Here is a 19,336-nt window from a genome sequence, read left to right as displayed (position 1 = left end):
GACGCGGTCTCATTCGAGCACGAGCAACCGGCCGCGGACGTCGCCGCTCGCGAGCAGCTCGCCGAAGCGCGTGCTCTGCCGGTCGGCGGTGCGCCACGCGTCGCTGTCGCCGTGGCGTTCCTGCACCACTCGTTCGACGGCGTCGGCATGCTCCTGCCAGGCCGGCGGCTCCTGCGACGGCGGCGGCATGGGAGTCGTCCACCGCACGATGAAGCCGGCGTCGCGCACGGCGGCGGCGAGGCCGCCCTCGGTCGGGAAGTTGTTGCCCGCCGGCGGGTCGACGACGTCGCACTGCGCCACGTAGACGAGCAGACCCGCCCGGCCGCCGGCCGCGACGACCCGTCGGAGCTCCCGCAGCACCGCGGTGTGGTCGTCGGTCGTGCACAGCACGCCGAGCGCCCAGGCGAGCGGCACGGCGGCGTCGGCGACGGGCAGCGCCTGCGCGTCGGCCTGGACGGCCGGCAGGTCGAACAGCCGGCGGGCGGCCCGGCCCGCGCCGGCCTCCGGGTCGCTCAGCAGCGGCGCGACCCCGTGACGTCGCGCGGCGTACGCGCCCGGACCGCCGACGCCGGCCCCGACGTCCAGCAGGGTCTGACCGGCCGACGGCGCCAGCTCGTCGAGCAGCAGGTCGAGCGTGCGCGGACCCCCGCTGCCCCGGCACGCCGCTGGCAGGTGATGGTCCGGGCCGAGCTCGAGGGCGGCGTCGGCCGTCCACTCCGCGAGGACGTCGAACTCCGCGTCCATGGCGTCACTCATACGACCAGCTCCTTGATCCGGGCGCCGATGGCCGCCTTCACCTCGGCGGCGTGGTCCCAGCCCCGGGACGACGCGAGGCCCGAGACGTTCACCCCGACGACGCCGTCGATCGCGAGCAGGGCCGCGGCCTCGTCGACCGCGGCGGAGATCCCGGCCGCGACCGGATCGGCCGACGCGAGCACCGCAGCCACGACCTCGGGATCGAGCTCGAGGCCGGGCAGTCGCTGCAGCGCGGCGGCCGACTCGGCGTCGGTGAAGGCGGCCACGGCGGCGACCACCGGGATGGTGAGCCCGGCCGCATGCGCCTGCGCCATGAATCGCGCCACCTGCCCCGGCTCGCGGACGTGGTTCAGCACCGCGATGCCCGCCCCCGAGCGCTCCTTGGCGGCGAGCCGGGCCGGTCGGCCGACGATGGGTGGTGCGGTCGGGGTCTCGGGCACGGCCGCGCACAGCCCGAGCGACGCGGCGAGCTCCGCGAGGCGGGGCCCGTCGAGATCCCACACCTGCGTGACGTCGGGGCGGACGTCCGGGCCGCGGCCGTCGCCGGTCACGCACAGCACGGTGTCGACGCCGCTCAACTGCAGGCCGCGCAGCTCCTGCTCCAGCACGACGCGGTTGCGGTCCCGGCAGGCGAGCGTGATCCAGGGCCGGCAGCCCTCGTCCTGCAGGATGCGGGCCACCACGGTGGGCGGGAAGTCCGGGCGGTTGTGGTGCTCACCGACGAGAAGCGCGTCGCTGCTGTCGCGCAGCAGCGTGGCCACGCGGCGCAGGCCGGCGACGTCGAAGGGCGGCGAGCTGACGTCGGCGAGCACGCGCGGTGCCGTGCCGGGCGCGACCCCGGCGACCCGGTCGGGACGCAGCACCGGCTCCGGGAACACGCACGGCATGGCCACCATCTCGCAGGCACCGTCCGGCCGGACGCCGCCGCACGGGCCGAACACCATGCGCTTGGGGCACGCGGTGTCGCCGGTCAGCACGACACCACCGTGCCCACCGCGCCCGCCCGGTTACCAGGCGACGAATGTCCGGTGTCGGTGGTGAGGCGGACGGGTGGGTGGGGGCAAGCTCGACTCTCGAGGGGAGGCGGTCGGCGCGCTCCCACGTCCGGGAGGTCCGATGGCTCCGACGGCGACGCACTTGATCGAGCGACTGCACGAGACCCTCGACGGCGATGCCAGGCTGGCGCGGCTGCTCCAGCGGTCGTTGCAGCGAGCACACGAGCGCGCCGAGGCCGACCTGGACCCGGCGCTCTTCGCCGCACTCGAGTGGCCCACCACGATCGAGGCGTACACCGACTACATCACGACGTTCCTGCGCTGGATCCCGCAGCAGTCGGACGCCACAGCGTGGACGGACGACGATCCGCAGCACCGCAACTCCCGCGAGGTCAGCGATCGGCTCGCGCACTTCTTCTTCCTCGTCGACCAGCACGACGGTGAGGACGCCGGCGCGGCCGAAGGGTCCGCGGAGTTCCGTGAGTGGTTGACGCAGGTCGCGACCGAGTGGGGCGCGTTCCTGGACACGCCGGAGTCCTTCGACGACGACATCCTGCGCACCTTCGTCCAGGACTCGCCGGAGTACACCGTCGAGGAGTCGCTGGTCGACGGCCGGCCGAACGAGCCGAGCGGCTGGCGGACGTTCAACCAGTTCTTCGCCCGGGAGCTCAACGCCGGGCTGCGCCCGATCGCCGAGCCGGGCAGCAATCTGCTCGTCACCTCTCCGGCGGACTGCAGCTACCAGCACAGCTACGACATCGACGACGAGTCGAACATCCCCGCCGTCCGCGTGAAGAACATCAAGACCTACGGCAACATCCGGACGCTGCTCGAGGGCAGCGAATACGCCGACGCGTTCGCCGGCGGCACCTTCGTGCACTACATGCTCCCGCCGTCGGCCTACCACCGCTTCCACGTCCCGGTGGCCGGCGCCGTCCGCGAGGCCCGGGTCGTCCAGGGGCAGGTCTACATGCAGGTCGACCTGCGCGACGGGCAGCTGGCCTCGCTCGACCGCACCGAGACCGGCTACGAGTTCTTCCAGACGCGCGGCGTGGTCGTGGTCGACACGGCCGGCAGCCCGGGCGGCGACGTCGGGCTGGTGGGCGTCGTGCCGGTCGGCATGGCGCACGTCGCCTCGGTCGTGCTCACCGCGCAGGCCGGGGCCGAGGTCGCCAAGGGGGAGGAGTTCGGGTACTTCCAGTTCGGCGGCTCGGACATCGTCCTGCTGTTCCAGGCCGGCACGCAGCCCCAGGTCGACACCTCCGCCGACTTCCGCCACGTGGGGACGCCGGCGGTACGCCTCACCGGTCGGAGGTCGTGACCGGATCTACCGAGCGGGTCGGGATGTGCCGAACGGCGCGATCCAGTCGAATCAAGAACTCAGCCTGACACGTCCGCATGTGTGAGCGGTGCCGAGGGTGAAACGCCATGGACTCTGACGTAGCCGACGAGAGTCGAACGGGTTGCAGCGCACGGCGCGCTCGACGTGGTGCCTTTGCGCGCGTACACCCCAACTTGCACATGCGTATGTTCGCTGAGCACCACTGCGAATGCTGGTTTGCGGCAGTGCGAAGTGGAAGCGCTGATGACGATCTCGTCGTGCGCCAAATCGGCCCTGATCAACCGCCATGGCAGGCTGAGATCCCCTGCGGTGGGCGCAGGCCTGACAGGAAATGACCGAGTGGCGACGACAGAATCTGAGTGACCATCAAACGTCCGTCCCTGGGACTCCTCGGCGGGTGAACCCCCGGACGCGCACGCGGAACAGTCGAGGACGCACGCAAGGGCCAAGGCTCCGCTCAGCACGACACGCAATCGCACGGGGTCTCCTTGGTCGGGTGTCAGGCCTGCTTGGGCTCAGTGAACTGTAGGTCTTTCGCGGCAGTGATGATGTCCTCGAACAGCAGTGTCTTACCGTCGTCACTGCCAGCCGAGATGATCCCTGCGTTGATCGCGTAACCGGCAGGGCTGGCCTGATCCCAGACAGGTCCGCCGCTGTCGCCACTCTGCACCAATCGATGCGTCGCAGTCGCGGTGTCAAGGCCACAGACATTGTGCAGCGTGCCGTCCTCGTCGATGTTGGCGCAGGCCTTCACCGCGGTGACGGTGCCCCCGCAGGTGTAGTTGGTGTACGACCCGTCCGAGCAGATATGGGCGCCTTTGGCCACCGATCGAGCGTAGTACTCGATCACGTTTCCCGAGTTTCCCCCGGGGTTGTACGTGGTCCAGGCCGAATAGTCCCAGGAAGAACCTGTGAGCAATTCCTGATCACCCGCCGTGCTGAAATGTCTTTTCGCATCCGTACCGTAATCGCCTGTTGAATATATGGTGTTACCGCTCAGATAGGCCTGTTGCCACTTAGTTCCGGTCGGCCCACAATGCCCCGCAGTGATTGCTGCCGCGGATTTCGATCCCGTGGTCTCGACGGCCTTGAAATTGGCCGTGCACTGGACGATGTAGTCCCCCTGGGTGGACAGGATGCGGTCGCCACCCCAGTACGGTTTGATATCTGATAACTTGTTCGCCGTCGCCACTGCTCGCGAGGCGGATTTGGTGGGATTTCGACGTGATTTCGTCGTCTTGCTGGCCACGACGTGTCTACGTTTGATACCCGCCCTCATCCGGTCACGTTTGACGGCGAAAGTGAACCGACTCTGGTGGAACACCACCGTGTTTGAGCCGAAGCGATTGCGCAACATTTTGCTCTGGCCGTCCCGGCCACCGTCGGTGGGTCACCGCCCGAGCTTCCTCGACGTGCCGGTCATGACACTGGCTTCACAGTGCGCGCAGTTTCTCCAACAGCGCCGGCGCGACGTCGGCGAGGAACTCGTCCTGCGACTCGTCGCCCACCTGGACAAGGGCCACGTCGGTGAAGCCGGCGTCGAGGAACGGTCGGAACGACTCGGCGATCGCGTCGAGGTCGGGGCCGCACGCGATGGCGTCGGCGACGTCGTCCTCGGTGACGAACTGGCTGGCGGCGTCGAACGCCAGCGGCGTCGGCAGATCGGCGTTGACGTGCCAGCCGCCGCCGAACCAGCGGAACAGCTCGTGCGCCCGCCCGATCGCCGCCTGCTCGTCCTTGCCCCAGCAGATCGGCAGCTGACCGATCTTGCGGCCCGCGTCCAGTTGTCGCCCGGAGCGCACCGCGTCCCACTGCGAGACGGCGTCCCCGTCGGGCTGCACGGCGATCAGGTGATCGGCGAGGGGTGCGAACTTCTCGATCGACGACTCGCCGGACACCGCGACACCGATCGGGATGGGCTGCTCCGGCACGTCCCAGAGCTTGGCCGACTCGACGGTGAAGTGCTTGCCCTGCCAGCTCAGCTGCCGGCCGCCGTGCAGCTCGCGGATGATCTGCAGGGCCTCGACGAGCATCTCCTGCCGCACCCGCGCCACCGGCCACGGTGCACCGACGACGTGCTCGTTGAGGTTCTCGCCCGAGCCCAGGCCGAGGGTGAAGCGGTTGTCCGACAGCAGCGCGAGCGTCGCGGCCTTCTGCGCCACCACCGCGGGGTGGTAGCGCAGCGTCGGGCAGGTCACGTACGTCATGAGCTCGACGCGGTCGGTCGCGTGCGCGACCGCGCCGAGCATCGTCCACGCGTACGGCGCATGGCCCATCGAGGTGAGCCACGGGAAGTAGTGATCGCTGGAGACCTCGAAGTCGAAGCCCGCCCGCTCGGCGGCACCGGCGTAACGCACCAGCTCGCGCGGGCCGCTCTGCTCGGTCATCAACGTGTAGCCGAATCGCGTCATGCGAGGTGACTACCCGCGCCTCGCGACGCGTTGACGGCTCCCGCGCGGCGTCAGCTGCCCTGTCCCATGCTCCACAGCTGCCACTGGGTGGTGCGCACGCGGCGGGGCTGCTCGAGCACGGTGGCGATGGTGTGGGCGACGTCCTCGGGGCGGAGGTAGTCCGCCAGCGCGGGATCCCCGGCGGTGCGTCCCGCGCCGATCGCGAACTCGGTCTCGACGCCCGCCGGGCAGATCGTGGTGACCCGGATGCCCTCGGCCCGCACCTCGCGATCGAGCGCGCCGGCGAGGCCGACCTGCGCGAACTTCGTGGCGGCGTACACGGCTTCGTCGGCACCGCCGCGCAACCCCGCCACCGAGCTGACGATCACGACGTCCCCACCGTCGCCGGCCGCGCGGAACTGCGCGACGGCGGCGCGGACTGCCCAGACGGTGCCCTCGATGTTGGTGCGCATCATCGTGCGCAGGGTGTCCTCGTCGACGTCCAGGATGCCGCCGTAGCTGCCGATGCCGGCGTTGACGACGACGCTGTCGAGCCGTCCGAAGCGCTCCACCGCGGCCGCGACGAGCTCGGTCGCCGCGGCCGGGTCCTGGACGTCGCCCGGAACCGGCAGCACCGTGTCGTCGCCGAGCTCGTCGACGAGCTCGTCGAGCCGTTCCCGCCTGCGGGCCTGGACGGCGACGCGCGCGCCGCGCTCGGCGAGCAGGCGGGCGGACGCGGCGCCGATCCCCGCGCTGGCGCCGGTGACGGAGACGACCGTGTCGGCGATGCTGCGTACGGGTGTGGGCATGAGTGCTCCGAACGGATCGGGCCGGGCCGGCCGCCGTTTGTGCGGCACGGCCCCGGGGAATGGGTCAACGGTGGACGGACAGGCTCGTGACGACGGCGACGCAGGTACTTCGCGACGGGCCGCGGCGGGGACGGTGCAGGCCAGGCCAGCGGCGACGGTGACCGTCTACCCCGACGGCCCGCTCGTCGTGCGGGGCGACTTCGCCGTCGCCGACGTCGACGGCACGCCGGTGGAGACCGGGCGCGTCGTCGCGCTGTGCCGCTGCGGCCGCTCCGCGCTCAAACCGCTGTGCGACGGCAGCCACAAGCGCGCCCGGAACCCTCGCAGGTGCGACGGCTGACGCGCGCCGGCTCACCAGGATCGGGCACCGATCGGCACGCCCTGCTGCGACGTCCGATCGCGCAGCGACGTGCGTCCCGCGCCCCACCGGTCGAGCACATGGGCGGCGAAGCGGTTGTCGACGTGCAGACACGCCAGCGCTCCGAAGAGGATGTCCTCGGCGAGCTCCGGTTCGGCCTCGGCGAGGCCGCCGCACAAGTCGTGGGCGGCCACCTGCTCGTGCAGGGCGTCGGCGGTCACGTGCTCGTCGTAGAACCGGCAGGTGTCGTCGTCGCCACCGAGGCGGCGCAGGCCGCGGGCGTAGCGCCGACACGGGTCCGAGGACGTCATCTCGTACGCGGCGAGGTGACCGACCAGCGCGCCGCGCAGCGCGCGGTGCAGCCCGAACAACGACATGACGTTGCTGACGGCGAGCGTGATGCCCGGAGCGTCGTCGAGATAGGCGCCGTAGTCATCGTCGAGGCCCACCCCGCGCAGCAACCGGCGGTAGAGCTCCGAGTGCATGCGCTCGATCGTGCCGTCGCCGTACTCGTCGAACTGGATCTCCAGCAGCGCGGCCTTGGCGCGGCCGCCGAGGCGGGGGATGGCCCAGCTGTGCGGATCGGCTTCCTTGAGCTGGTAGAGCGACCGGTGCTTCGCGAACTCCAGGAACTGCTTCCGGTCGGCCCGCACCTGCACGAAGCGGGCCAGGCCGGGCCCGTCGTCACCGTCGACGATCTCGCGCAACCGGTCCGCCACGGGCGCGTCACCCGCGCCCACCTTGACCTCGGCGTGCAGCGCGTCGAGGACGAGGGTCTCGAGCGCGGCGCGTACCGCGAGCAGCGCCGGGCGCCATTCCCAGGACGCCGCGACGTCGGCGAAGCCGCGGTAGTGCAGCTCGTAGCAGATCCAGAGCGCGAGCTGTAGCTCGTCGTCGGCCAGCGGGTCGGGTGACGAGGGGACGTCGTGGGCGGCAGGCAGTGCCGCGTCGTCGTCACGTCGCAGCGCGTCGATCAGGGTGGAGGTGAACTCACCGCGCGGTTCGGGCAACAGCATGGGTTCCTCGAGTCGTGGGTGCGGTGTCTTCGCGTCGGCGAGGTACCCGCGCCCCCTGAGCGGCAAACCGTCACCGATGGGGTACGACGCCGGTGTGGGCGAGGAGAACCCGGTCGTCGTGGACGAGCCGAGCGAGTCGACGTGCCGCTTCGGACCGGTCACGGTGCGCTACGACGAACGGGTGCTGACCCCGAGGTCGTGGACGTTGACGCAGAGCTCGTGGGCGGCCGAGCTGGCGGCCGCGGCGCCCCCGGGGCCGCTGCTCGAACTGTGCGCGGGGGCGGGCCATATCGGACTCGCCGCAGCGGTGCTCGCCGACCGCGACCTGGTGCAGGTCGAGGCCGACGGCGTCGCGGCGGGATACGCGCGCGTGAACGCCACCGCAGCCGGGTGGGGCGAGCGGGTCGAGGTGCGCGAGCAGCGCCTGCAGGTGGCGGTGCGTCCCGACGAGCGCTTCCCCGTCGTCCTCGCCGACCCGCCGTACCTGCCCACCGCGGAGATCGCGCGCTGGCCCGAGGACCCGGTGACCGCCATCGACGGCGGCGCGGACGGCCTGGCGCTGGTGCACGCCTGCCTCGACGTCGCCGGGGTGCACCTCGCGCCCGGTGGCTGGCTGCTGCTGCAGGTCGCCGGCCCGGCCCAGGCCGACGCGGTCGGGGCTGCGTGTGCCGGCCGCGCCGACGGCCTGCGGGTCGTGGATCGGCGCGTGATCGACGACGCCCGCGCCGTCGTGGCGATCCGGGCCGGCGCGTCGGGCGCTATCGGCCCGCGGTGACCGCCACGGCGTCGCGGACGACCTCGCCCAGGTCGCCGCTGCGGTCGTGGCACGCGCGCTGACGACGTGCCGACGTGCCGCGGTCGAGCAGTCCGGCCCCGAGGTCGGTCACGGTGGCCAGCTCGTCGTGCGCGGCGAGGTCGTCGCGCAGCTCGGCCAGCAGGTCGTCGACGGCGACGCGCGCGGGGACGAGTCCGCATCGCGCCGGGCTCCAGAGTCGGTCGCGCAGGCCGTGGCGGGCGGCGCGCCAACGCCAACCGCGCAGCACCGGGTCCGACACGCGAAGCGCCGGCACGCCGCCGGCGATCCGCGCGCCGAGCGTCCGCACCAGTGAGCGCACGACGGCGGCGAAGAGCACGACGTCGTCGACCACGGGGCACACGTCGGCCATCCGGAACTCGAGGGTCGGGTACCGCGACGACGGGCGCAGGTCCCACAGCAGCTGGCTCGGCTCGTCGACCAGGCCGACGTCGAGCAGCTGGTCCACGGTGGCCAGGTAGTCCTCGGCGGAGTCCAGCTGGGGCGGGGGACCGCCCTGCTGCCACAGCGACAACCACGCGACCCGGAAGCTCTCGTAGCCGGTGTCGGCGCCCTCGTGGAACGGCGAGCTCCCGGTCAGCGCGCCGAGCAGCGGCAGGGAGGGCCGTGCGTGCGCCATGATCCGGACGGCGAGCTCGAGGTCGGGCACCGCCACGTGCACGTGGCAGCCGCACAGGTTGACGGCGCGCACCACCGGACCGAAGCGATCGGTCAGCCGGTCGTACCGCTCGCGCGCCATGAGCTCGATCTCGGCCAGCGTGGCCGACGGATGCGTGCTGGTCGCGAGGATCGTCGCCCCGGTCGAGGCCGCAGCGCGGGTGGCCTCCTGCCGCATGGCCACGACGGCGGCGCGGGCCTCCGCCAGGGTCGTGCAGACGTCGCTGGCGGCCTCGAGCTGGCTGGTGAGCATCTCCGGTCGCAGGTGCGGCCCGGCCCGGCCGTCGAGCGCGCGGGTCGAGAGCTCGGGGCGGTTCTGCAAGGTGAACGTGGTGGGGTCGACGAGGTGGTACTCCTCCTCGATGCCGAGCGTGGCGCCGAGCGGTGCGGCGGCGTCGCCGCCCGGTGTCACGGGCATCGTGCGAGCGTAACCAGCACGGCGGGGCCCGCCGGCGCTCCCGATGCGGGCCGCGGGAGCGCAGGGCGGGGTTAGCGTCTGTCCATGAGCCCACCTACGAGCCCACGCCTCGTCGCCGGCGTCGACTCCTCCACGCAGTCGTGCAAGGTCGTCGTCCACGACGCCGACACCGGGGCGGTCGTGCGGCACGGCTCGGCGCGTCACCCCGACGGCACGGCGGTGCATCCCGACCGCTGGTGGGACGCGCTGCAGGAGGCCGCGGCCGCCGCGGGCGGGCTGGACGATGTCGCGGCGCTCGCCGTCGGCGGTCAGCAGCACGGAATGGTGTGCCTGGACGACGCCGGCGAGGTCGTCCGCGACGCGCTGCTGTGGAACGACACCCGCTCGGCCGCCGCGGCCGACGCGCTCGTCGCCGAGCTGCCCGGCGGGGCCGCGGGATGGGCCGAGGCGGTCGGCACCGTGCCGGTCGGCGCCATCACCGCGACCAAGCTGCGCTGGCTGGCCGAGCACGAGCCGGCGAACGCGGACCGGGTGGCCGCGGTCTGCCTGCCCCACGACTGGTTGACGTGGCGGTTGCTCGGCTCGGGCGCGCTCGACGACCTCGTCACCGACCGCGGCGACGCCAGCGGCACCGGCTACTGGTCCACGCCGCGGGGTGAATACCGCACCGACCTGCTCGAGCTCGCCTTCGGGCGGGCACCGCACGTGCCGCGCGTGCTCGCGCCGGACGGGACGGCCGGCACGACGCCCGGGGGTGCGCTGCTGGGCGCCGGCACCGGTGACAACGCCGGAGCGGCGATCGGGCTCGGCGCCGCCGCCGGCGACGTCGTCGTCTCGATCGGGACGTCCGGCGTGGTCAGCGCGGTGAGCGATCGGCCCACCGCGGACCCGTCCGGCATCGTCGCGGGCTTCGCCGACGCGACGGGCCGTTACCTGCCGCTCGCCTGCACGCTCAACGCCGCGCGGGTGCTGTCGTCGGTCGCCCGCATGCTGGGCGTCGAGCTGGGCGCGCTCGCCGACCTCGCCCTGGCCGCGCCGTCCGGGGCCGACGGGCTCGTGCTCGTGCCCTACCTCGAGGGGGAGCGCACGCCGAACCGTCCCGACTCCGCCGCGGCGGTGCACGGTCTGGAACTGGGCAACACGACGCCGAGCCACCTCGCGCGGGCCGCCGTCGAGGGTCTGCTCTGCGGGCTGGCCGACGGCCTCGACGCGCTCGTCGAGCAGGGGAGCGAGGTACGCCGCGTGCTCCTGGTCGGGGGTGGGGCGCAGTCGGTGGCGGTGCGTCGGATCGCGCCCGCCCTGCTCGGCGCGCCGGTCACCGTGCCCGAACCCGCGGAGTACGTGGCGAGGGGCGCCGCACGGCAGGCCGCGTGGGTGCTGGCCGGGGATGACGCGCCGCCGGAGTGGACCCGGGCCGGCGATGCGACCTTCGAGGCCGAGGCCGCGCCCTCGGTCCGGAGCCGCTACGCCGAGGTGCGCGACCTGACCGCGCGCCGCCTAGGGGACTGACACATCCGTGTCAGTCGGCTCCTCCCGGCAGCGGTCGCGATCGTGCCCGGCCGGCGTTCGCCGGCCGGGCACGTCGCAGTCCTGCCGCCCCGCCCGATCCCCCGATGCGGACGGCGCGGCGGACGGTCCCACCCGCGCGTAGGAGCCGCCGCCCCGAAGGGCGCGGCGTCCCGGACGCGGTGGACGACCCCGCGCGGCGGGGACGGACGGTCAGTCGCGCATCGAGTCGATGTCGATGACGAACCGGTAGCGGACGTCGCTGTCGACGGTCCGGTCGTAGGCCTCGTCGATCTGGTCGGCGGTGATCTTCTCGATCGTGGCGCCGATGTGGTGCTCCGCGCAGAAGTCCAGCATCTCCTGGGTCTCGGCGATGCCGCCGATCATCGACCCCGCCCAGACCTTGGCCCCGCCGAGCAGGCCGAACGCGTTGATCTCGAGCGGCTCGGCCGGGGCGCCGACGTTGACCATGACGCCGCGGGTCTTGAGCAGGCCGAGGTACTGGGCGACCGGAATGTTGGCGGCCACCGTGTTCACGATCAGGTCGAAGGTGCCCGCCTGGTCGTCGAACACGGTGCCGTCGGCCGTCGCGTAGTGGTGCTGGGCGCCGAACCTCTCGCCGTCGGCCTTCTTCGCGTCGCTCTGTGACAGGACGGTGACGTCGGCGCCCATGGCGGCGGCGATCTTGACGCCCATGTGGCCCAGGCCGCCCATCCCGACGATGGCGACCTTCTTGCCCGGCCCGGCGCCCCAGTGATTGAGCGGCGAGTACAGGGTGATGCCCGCACACAGCAGCGGCGCGGCCTCGTCGAGCGGGATCGAGTCCGGGATGCGCAGGGTGTACTTCTCGTCGACGACGATGCTGGTGCTGTAACCCCCGGCGGTCGGCCGGCCCTCGACGCGGTCGATGGCGTTGTACGTCCCCGTCATTCCGCCGTTCGTGCAGAACTGCTCCTCGCCGGCCTTGCAGTTCTCGCACTCGCGACACGAGTCGACCATGCAGCCGACGCCGACGTGGTCGCCGACGGCGAACTTGGTGACCTCGGCGCCGACCTCCGCGACGGTGCCGGCGATCTCGTGACCGGGGACGAGCGGGAACATCGCCTCGCCCCACTCGTTGCGGGCGGTGTGGATGTCGGAGTGGCAGATGCCGGCGAAGGCGATGGTGATCAGAACGTCGTGCGGGCCCACGTCCCGGCGCTCGATGGTGGCCTTCTGAAACGGTGCCTTGGCGCTGGGGGTCTGGTAGGCGGTGACCTGCATGAGCGGGCGAACTCCTCATTGGATTGTGGACAACTCTCTTACTGGCCTACCCACGGCAGCCGCTCGAGGAACGCCGTCTGCGCCGCGACGAGTCTCACGCCCGCGGTCTCGAGATCGACCCACGCGGCGCGGTCGATCTCCGGGAACTCCTGCCGTCGGCCCGAGCGCGGCGGCCACTCCATCTCGAAGGTGTTGCTGCTCACGGTGGTCACGTCGAACTCGCCCTCGACGGCCCAGGCGACGACGACCTTGCCGTTGCGCTGCCTGACCTCGCCGAGCGGGAACGGCTCGCCGGGCGGCGCGGGGGAGCCGAGCTCCTCGGCGAACTCGCGTCGCGCGGCGTCGAGCGGGGCCTCGGCCCCGGGGCCGCTCGCGACGTACTCGCCCTTGGGGATCGTCCAGGCGCGCTCGTCCCTGCGGGCCCACAGCGGGCCACCCGGGTGCGCGACGAGCACCTCGTGCGTGCCGGTGGTCCGGCGCCAGAGGAGCAGACCGGCGCTGCGGGCGGGAGGCATGACCCCAGCGTGCCCCGCGCGCGGGTGCGAGTGGCCGGGAACCCCTCCCCGCCCGGCGACGGGGTCCCCCACAGCCGGCGCGTGTGAGGATGCTGCCGTGCCCACTCTCGAGCTCGTCGCCACCGACCCGGCACAGGTCGGCCCCTACCGGTTGCTGCACCGGCTCGGGTCGGGCGGCATGGGCGTGGTCTACCTGGGCGAGGCGCCCGGCGGCGAGCTCGTCGCGGTGAAGTGCCTGCCGCACGGGGTCGGCGGCGACGTCCGCAGCCGGCTGCGGCGCGAGGCCGCGTTCCTGTCGGCGGTCGACCACCCGCGGGTGGCAGCGTTCGTCGCGGCCGACACCCACGCCGGCCGGCCGTGGATCGCGATGCAGTACGTCGCCGGGCCGTCGCTGGCGCAGGCCTCGGTACCGCTGGGGCCCGCGCAGTTGCGGCACCTGACCGAGGGGCTGGCCGACGCGCTCGCCGCACTGCACCGGCAGGGGCTCACGCACCGGGACGTGAAACCCGGCAACATCATCCTGACCCACGACGGCCCGGTGCTGGTCGACCTCGGTATCGCCGTCGGCGGCGAGCTCACCGCGCTCACGGCCGTCGGCATGGTGGTGGGCACCCCGGAGTGGATGGCGCCCGAGCAGTTCACCGGCCAGGGCAGCGGTCCGGCCGTGGACCTCTGGGGCTGGGCGTCGGTCGCGACGTACGCGGCGACCGGCCGGGCCCCGTTCGGCACGGGCGCCATCGAGGCGCTCGCCCACCGCATCCGCTACGAGCAGCCCGACCTGCGTGGCGTGCCCGAGTGGCTGCGCGGGGCCGTGCTCGCCGCGCTCGCCAAGGACCACCGGGCCCGGCCGGCCGCGGTGGACCTCGCCGCCGTCGACGGCATCCGCCGCGTCGGGACGCGGCTCGCTGCCGTCCGGTCCGTCCCACCGGCAGGCCCTCCCGTCCCGCCGACCCTGCTCGCGCCGCCGATGCCCGCGCCGCCGATGCCCGCACCGGCACGCGGGCCGGTGCCGCCGCCGTCCGGGTCGCCCCGCGGAGCCGTCCCGCCACCGCGGGGACCGGTCGCGCCGCAGCGGGATGGGCGGCCACGACCGGCTGGTCCGGTCGCCGCACCGCGTCCGACGTCCCGACCGACGTCCCGACCTCCGAAGCGACGCTCGCTCGTCCGACGCCTGCTGCGCCGGCTGCTGTTGACCGCCGTCCTGCTCGCGGTGCTCGCCGGGTGTGCAGTCGCGGCCTACGCGTGGGCGCGGCAGGAGCTGTCCGACGTGCCCTGGCGGCAGACCTTCGACGAGCTGCGCCGGTCCGTCGGCGGCTGAGTCACGTCGGCGCCGCAGCCAGGGTGCCGAGCAGGGCGAGGGCCTGGGCGCTCGGGGAGCCCGGCTCGGCGTGGTAGATCGCCAGCAGCTGCCCGGCCGTGTCGGGAATCGGCAGCTTCTCGCGCCGCAGTTCGAGATCGCCGACCTGGGGGTGCCGCATACGGATGACCCCGCCGCCCAGGGCCCGCACGTCGTGACGTGCCCAGTGCTGGCGGAAGGTCTCGCTCGCGAGCGACAGCTCGCCCACGAGCTGGGCGGTGGCGGGGTCGTCGTCGGTGCCGATCGAGGTGCGCAGCGAGGCCACCATGGACGCCGCGACTTCCTCCCAGTCCACCCAGAGATCGCGCTCCGCGTCGTCGAGCAGCACGGCCCGCACCCGGTTCCCGCCGACCCTGATCGCGGGCGACACGGCGCTCGCCAGGCGATTGGCGGCGATGACGTCGAAGCGGCGGTTCTCGACGAACGCGGGCAGGGTCAGCGTGTCGAGCAGCAGGCGGATCCCCACCGGCACCGTGTCCCGCCGGGCCCGGCGCCGGGCCGGCGGCCGGGCGGCCGGGAGCCCGAGCAGGTACTGCGTCGCCGCGGCGTCGAGCCGGAGCACCCGCGCCAGCGCCTCGAGCACCTGCGTCGACGGGTTGCGGTCGCGTCCCTGCTCGAGGCGCAGGTAGTAGTCGGCGCTGATGCCGGCAAGCGTGGCGACCTCCTCGCGACGCAGGCCCGGGGTGCGGCGCACGCCCGCCGTCGTGAGGCCGACGTCGGCCGGGTCGACGAGCGCCCGGCGGGCGCGCAGGTACTCGCCCAGTGCGGTGGAGCCGGTCATGGCGGCCACGGTAACGGCGTCCGTCGCGCCGATCCTGGTCCCGCCGGTCCCAGGATGCGCGGGGCGGTCGCTGGGACCGCGCCGGGGGAGCACCGTGGAGGCATGACCACCACGACCCTGCCCGGCGGCTCCTACCCGCTCGGCGACCTCGAGATCCCCCGCGTCGGCTACGGCGCCATGCAGCTCGCCGGGCCCGGCGTGTTCGGGCCACCCGCGGACCGCGACGCCGCGCTCGCCGTGCTGCGCGCGGCGGTGGAGCTCGGCATCCGCCACATCGACACGTCGGACTTCTACGGCCCGCACGTCACCAACGAGATCATCCGCGAGGCGCTGGCCCCGTACCCGGCGGACCTGCACCTCGTGACGAAGGTCGGCGCCCGCCGCGACGAGCAGGGTGGCTGGCCGCACGCGCGCACGCCGGCCGAGCTGCGCGACGCCGTGCACGACAACCTGCGCAATCTCGGCCTCGACGTGCTCGACGTCGTCAACCTGCGGATGGGTGCGCCGGAGGGCCCGGAGCCCGGTTCCATCGCCGAGCAGTTCGAGACGTTGGCCGAGCTGCAGCAGCAGGGGCTCGTCCGCCATCTCGGCCTGAGCACGGTGAACGCCGACCAGCTCGCCGAGGCGCAGACGATCGCGCCCGTCGTCTGCGTCCAGAACCTCTACAACATCGCGCGGCGCGAGGACGACGCGCTCGTCGCGAGCACGGCCGCGCAGGGCATCGCCTACGTGCCGTACTTCCCGCTTGGTGGGTTCACGCCCCTGCAGTCCGACGAGCTGCACGCCGTCGCGCGGCGGCTCGACGCGACGCCGATGTCGGTGGCGCTCGCCTGGTTGTTGCAGCGGTCGCCCAACGTGCTGCTGATCCCGGGAACGTCCTCGGTGGCGCACCTGCGCGAGAACGTCGCGGGGGCCGGGCTGGAGCTCCCCGACGACGTCGTCGCCGAGCTGGACGCCATCGGCGGCTGACACGGGGGGCCGGCCCGCTTGCCCGACCGGTGGCCGATCGGGCCGGATCCCGGGACGTTGGACCCGCATTCCCCTCCTAGGTTGCGCGCAATTCACCCGGCAGGACATGCTGACGGGGCACTGGCCGTGAGCCGTGCCGGATGCCGCTTCGCCTCGCCGACTTTCCCCCTCCCCCCTTGTCGCGCGCTGGCGAAGCGGCACATGTCCTTCCGCGCCGGTGTGGCCCCGCACCGTCCGCACCACTCGCAGCGGTATCGCCAGGATGGCCCGTCGTCAGTGTTCGGGCAGCAGGAGCTCGACGCCGAGCCACGCGGCGAGGTCGGCGAGCTCGCGGGAGACCTCGCGGTCGAGACGGACGCCGAAGTCGACGTCGCGGTGAATCGCATCGACACGCAGCACGTGCTGATCGAGGTCGGTCGTCGCGTCGACCTTGCCCACGAGCCGGTCGCCGGCGAGGATCGGCATCGCCCAGTAGCCCCAGCGCCGCTTCGCCGCCGGCTTGTACATCTCCAGCTGGTAGTCGAACTCGAACAGCTCCACCATGCGTTTGCGATCGAAGACGAGCCGGTCGAGCGGCGACAGGATCGCGGTGCGCCCGGCGAACGCGCCGTCGAGATACCGGGGGTCGACCCGCCACCGGCCCTTCACGCCCTCGATCACGGCGGCCTCGCCGACCTCCGCCACGCCGTTGGGCTCGTGGGGGCTGACCGGCCCCTTGGCCCGGGCGATGCCGAGCGCGGCGAGGCGTCGCTCGTTGCGGGTGCGCAGGGCCTCGGCCGTCGGGACGGGATCGTCGTCGGGGTAGACGCGCGAGGCGAGGTCCCACAGCCGGTCGCGACCGCGGCGGCCGGCCACGGCGACCTCGCCGCACTGCACCAACGTCTCGAGCATCATGGGCACGTTGCGGTTGTTGTTCCAGCCCGACGAGCGCCAGGGCACGACACACGTGTCGAGCAGGTCGCGCGAGACCAGGGGGCCGTCGCGCCGCAGTTCGTCGACGATGTCGCGACGGAAGGACTCGTTGGCCTGCAACCAGTGGTGCTGGCCCTCGAGCCAGTACGGGACCTCGCCGACGCCGGGCCACTCGGCCATCTCGGCGCGGTAGAGGGCGAGGTCCGCGGCCGGGCGCAGCGCCCCCTGCAGGTCGACGAGCCGCTGCTCGTCGACCGCGTCGGGGACCGCGGTGCGGGGGGACGCCGAACCGAGGCGGCTCCACGCGACCAGCTCGGCGTTGGGTGCCACGGCCGCGGTGAGGTCGTGCTGCAGCAGCGTGAGGTGCGAGACGGTGTCGAACAGGTCGGTGGGCCGCTGCGCGTCGAGCAGCTGCGCCCGCACCGCCACCCGCCGCGCGTCGCGCCGGGTCAGCTCGTGGACGGCCATGGCGAGGACGATAGGGCCACCCTCGGACATTCCGGGCCGGTGGAACCGGATCGACCCCGTGCTCGTAAGCCCGCGCTCGTAACCCCGTCGACCCGTCCGACGATCACCGCGCCGAGGACATCGGTGTGCCGGACCAGGTGCCGGCCCCGTCCGATGCCGCGACCCCCGACGAAGTCCCGACCGTGACGCTCAAGATCACGACGACGCCGCCGATGGTCACCGCAGAGGGTGGTAGCCGCGCGCCGCGAGGAGTGATGGGTCGGCATGGATTCGACGGGTGTCAACGACACGACCACGGGACGCCATCGCGCCCCTCGCACCGCGATCCGACGCTCGTGGACGAAGGCGTTGTGCGCCGTCACCGCGTTGGCGCTCGTCCCCGTCGCCGTGGTCGTCACACCCGCGACGGCCGGCACCCGCCCCTCCGTCACCAGCCTCTCCGCGCACCGCGGGGCCTACTGGGGCGGCACCGCCGTGACCGTCCGGGGGCGCAACTTCACCAACGTCACCAAGGTCATCTTCGGCGGTGCGACGGCCTGGAACGTGCACGTCACGTCGGCCACCTCGCTGACCGTCACGAGCCCGTGGCACGAGTACGGGACGATCCACGTCCGGGTCTTCAGTGCCACCGGTGCGTCCAGCAAGACCAAGGCCGACCAGTTCACCTTCACCCGCCCCTCGATGAACAGCAAGATCATGGGCGGCCTCACCGCGCGGCAGGAGCAGCGCATCTCGGCCAAGGTCCGCAAGGCCCACCACGGCGTCGCCACCGCACGTCGCGCGAGCCGGTGGACGCCGGCCATGGGCGTCACGGCGCTCAAGCGGGCGCGATCGTGGCTGGGCCTGCCCTACTCGTGGGCCGGGGGCAACGGCAGCGGCCCGACCAAGGGCGTCTGCGCGCACAACGGCGGCGACCTCGACTGCCACGTCGTCGGCTTCGACTGCTCGGGCCTGGCCCTGTACGCGTGGTCGCCGTACAAGTCGCTCGTCCACTACGCCGCGACGCAGCACAGCGCCGCGGGCCGATTCCACCCGTCCATCGGGCAGTTGATGCCGGGTGACCTCGTCTTCTTCTCCGGCTACATCGCCGGTGGCATCGGCCACGTCGCCGTCTACGAGGGCAACGGCAACATCATCGAGGCGGCCGAGAGCGGCACGACCGTGCGGCGCTCACGTCTCGTCGACGCCATCGCCGGCAACGGCGTCTACCGCGGCGCCACCCGGCCCACCTCGACCGGCAAGCAGGGCGCGAGCCCGCGCGTGACGTCGGTGACGACGCAGCTCGCGACCAAGGGTGGCAACGTGATCATCCGCGGCCGGGGGCTGACGGCGACGACCACCGTGTCGATCGGCACGGCGACGCGCTACTCGTTCCTCAAGCGCACGTCCACCAAGCTCGTGGTGAAGGCGCCCGCCCACGCCGCCGGCAAGGCCACCGTGACCGTGTCGAACGCCTGGGGGAGCGTGAAGCGCTCGCTCGCCTACGTCGGCGCTCCGACGATCTCGTCGCTCAGCCCGGCCACCGGGACGACCGCGGGCGGCACCGCCGTCACCGTCGCGGGCAAGAACCTCACCACGGTGACCAGCGTGAAGCTGGGGACGAAGGCCGTCCGCTTCGCCCGGGCCGGCTCCCGGTTGACGGTCACGATGCCCGCCCACGACGCCGGCAAGGTCTCGCTCACCCTGGTGTCGCGTTTCGGCACGTCGAACGCGAGGACCTTCACCTACGTCGCGTCGCCGTCGCCGAGCCCGACGACCACCGCGCCGAGCGGTCACGGCGGGAAGACGGCCGCGGCCCCGTCCGAAGGCCGTTCGACGACCCCGCCGACGACCCCGCCGACGACCCCGCCGACGACCCCGCCGACGACGTCGACCGCGCCGGCCACGACCTCGGTGCCGAGCTCATCGGCGTCGTCCTCGACAGCGCCGGCCGCGACGCCGACCGGATCGCCGACCGGATCGCCGACGACCGGAACGGCGTCGGCGTCACCGTCGCGCTGACGGCGGCCC

18 protein-coding genes are annotated in these 19,336 nt (G+C 73.0%); 7 read left to right on the top strand and 11 right to left on the bottom strand.

The window, feature by feature from the left end:
* Positions 1-9: 9 nt before the first annotated feature.
* Entirely contained in the window at positions 10-756 is a 747-nt protein-coding gene (locus tag BUE29_RS03890; RefSeq protein WP_073386138.1) for a class I SAM-dependent methyltransferase, read from the bottom strand.
* Complete coding sequence (locus BUE29_RS03885) at positions 753-1,733, bottom strand: methylenetetrahydrofolate reductase C-terminal domain-containing protein (RefSeq protein WP_073386136.1); 981 nt, start codon at positions 1,731-1,733, stop codon at positions 753-755. The genes BUE29_RS03890 and BUE29_RS03885 overlap by 4 nt, the downstream gene beginning before the upstream one ends.
* 139 nt (positions 1,734-1,872) lie before the next feature.
* Between BUE29_RS03885 and BUE29_RS03880 the strand changes: the two genes are divergently transcribed.
* Entirely contained in the window at positions 1,873-3,072 is a 1,200-nt protein-coding gene (locus tag BUE29_RS03880; protein WP_073386133.1) for a phosphatidylserine decarboxylase, read from the top strand.
* A gap of 520 nt (positions 3,073-3,592) precedes the next feature.
* Here the strand turns inward: BUE29_RS03880 and BUE29_RS21780 are convergent.
* From BUE29_RS21780 to BUE29_RS03865, 3 genes are all read right to left on the bottom strand, one after another.
* Positions 3,593-4,342, bottom strand: coding sequence for a chymotrypsin family serine protease (locus BUE29_RS21780; RefSeq protein WP_143167959.1), 750 nt, complete (start codon positions 4,340-4,342; stop codon positions 3,593-3,595).
* 184 nt (positions 4,343-4,526) lie between these two features.
* Positions 4,527-5,504, bottom strand: a complete 978-nt coding sequence (locus BUE29_RS03870) for a TIGR03557 family F420-dependent LLM class oxidoreductase (protein ID WP_073386128.1) — start codon at positions 5,502-5,504, stop codon at positions 4,527-4,529.
* A gap of 50 nt (positions 5,505-5,554) precedes the next feature.
* Positions 5,555-6,292: an SDR family oxidoreductase gene (locus tag BUE29_RS03865; protein WP_073386125.1), complete on the bottom strand. Its 738-nt coding sequence runs from the start codon at positions 6,290-6,292 to the stop codon at positions 5,555-5,557.
* 157 nt (positions 6,293-6,449) lie between these two features.
* Here BUE29_RS03865 and BUE29_RS23005 point away from each other — a divergent pair, with 157 nt between their 5' ends.
* Positions 6,450-6,632 carry a CDGSH iron-sulfur domain-containing protein gene (locus BUE29_RS23005; protein WP_234971335.1) on the top strand — a complete coding sequence of 61 codons (183 nt, stop codon included), beginning with the start codon at positions 6,450-6,452 and terminating at the stop codon, positions 6,630-6,632.
* An 11-nt stretch (positions 6,633-6,643) separates the two neighbouring features.
* Here the strand turns inward: BUE29_RS23005 and BUE29_RS03855 are convergent, their stop codons facing one another.
* Positions 6,644-7,666 (bottom strand): iron-containing redox enzyme family protein, encoded by a 1,023-nt coding sequence (locus tag BUE29_RS03855; RefSeq protein ID WP_073386120.1) that lies wholly within the window; start codon positions 7,664-7,666, stop codon positions 6,644-6,646.
* A 76-nt stretch (positions 7,667-7,742) separates the two neighbouring features.
* Between BUE29_RS03855 and BUE29_RS03850 the strand changes: the two genes are divergently transcribed.
* Positions 7,743-8,441, top strand: coding sequence for a class I SAM-dependent methyltransferase (locus BUE29_RS03850; protein WP_073386117.1), 699 nt, complete (start codon positions 7,743-7,745; stop codon positions 8,439-8,441).
* On the opposite strand, the gene BUE29_RS03845 is transcribed toward BUE29_RS03850, so the two are convergent.
* A complete protein-coding gene (locus BUE29_RS03845; RefSeq protein ID WP_073386114.1) occupies positions 8,425-9,555 on the bottom strand; it encodes a carboxylate-amine ligase in 1,131 nt (376 codons plus the stop codon). The two genes, BUE29_RS03850 and BUE29_RS03845, sit on opposite strands and share 17 nt — an antisense overlap.
* Before the next feature lie 84 nt (positions 9,556-9,639).
* Here BUE29_RS03845 and xylB point away from each other — a divergent pair, with 84 nt between their 5' ends.
* Positions 9,640-11,064, top strand: a complete 1,425-nt coding sequence (gene xylB / locus BUE29_RS03840) for a xylulokinase (RefSeq protein WP_073386111.1) — start codon at positions 9,640-9,642, stop codon at positions 11,062-11,064.
* A gap of 210 nt (positions 11,065-11,274) precedes the next feature.
* Here the strand turns inward: xylB and BUE29_RS03835 are convergent, their stop codons facing one another.
* Positions 11,275-12,324, bottom strand: coding sequence for an NAD(P)-dependent alcohol dehydrogenase (locus BUE29_RS03835; RefSeq protein ID WP_073386107.1), 1,050 nt, complete (start codon positions 12,322-12,324; stop codon positions 11,275-11,277).
* A gap of 38 nt (positions 12,325-12,362) precedes the next feature.
* On the bottom strand, positions 12,363-12,839 hold the full coding sequence (locus tag BUE29_RS03830) for an NUDIX hydrolase (protein WP_073386104.1): 477 nt from the start codon (positions 12,837-12,839) through the stop codon (positions 12,363-12,365).
* 97 nt (positions 12,840-12,936) lie between these two features.
* On the opposite strand from BUE29_RS03830, the gene BUE29_RS03825 reads away from it, so the two are divergent.
* Complete coding sequence (locus BUE29_RS03825) at positions 12,937-14,157, top strand: serine/threonine-protein kinase (protein WP_073386100.1); 1,221 nt, start codon at positions 12,937-12,939, stop codon at positions 14,155-14,157.
* Position 14,158: 1 nt separating this feature from the next.
* Here the strand turns inward: BUE29_RS03825 and BUE29_RS03820 are convergent, their stop codons facing one another.
* Entirely contained in the window at positions 14,159-14,977 is an 819-nt protein-coding gene (locus tag BUE29_RS03820) for a helix-turn-helix domain-containing protein (protein WP_073386097.1), read from the bottom strand.
* A 102-nt stretch (positions 14,978-15,079) separates the two neighbouring features.
* Here BUE29_RS03820 and BUE29_RS03815 point away from each other — a divergent pair, with 102 nt between their 5' ends.
* A complete protein-coding gene (locus BUE29_RS03815; protein WP_073386094.1) occupies positions 15,080-15,946 on the top strand; it encodes an oxidoreductase in 867 nt (288 codons plus the stop codon).
* A gap of 273 nt (positions 15,947-16,219) precedes the next feature.
* Here BUE29_RS03815 and BUE29_RS03810 read toward each other — a convergent pair whose 3' ends face one another.
* Positions 16,220-17,326, bottom strand: coding sequence for a winged helix DNA-binding domain-containing protein (locus BUE29_RS03810; protein ID WP_073386091.1), 1,107 nt, complete (start codon positions 17,324-17,326; stop codon positions 16,220-16,222).
* Between the two features lie 264 nt (positions 17,327-17,590).
* On the opposite strand from BUE29_RS03810, the gene BUE29_RS03805 reads away from it, so the two are divergent.
* Entirely contained in the window at positions 17,591-19,327 is a 1,737-nt protein-coding gene (locus BUE29_RS03805) for an IPT/TIG domain-containing protein (protein WP_073386088.1), read from the top strand.
* Positions 19,328-19,336: the final 9 nt, after the last annotated feature.

The organism is Jatrophihabitans endophyticus, assembly GCF_900129455.1.
In the GTDB taxonomy this organism is placed as follows: domain Bacteria; phylum Actinomycetota; class Actinomycetes; order Mycobacteriales; family Jatrophihabitantaceae; genus Jatrophihabitans; species Jatrophihabitans endophyticus.
Note: the sequence above shows the minus strand (reverse complement) of the source record. Positions and strands in the feature narration are given on the sequence as shown.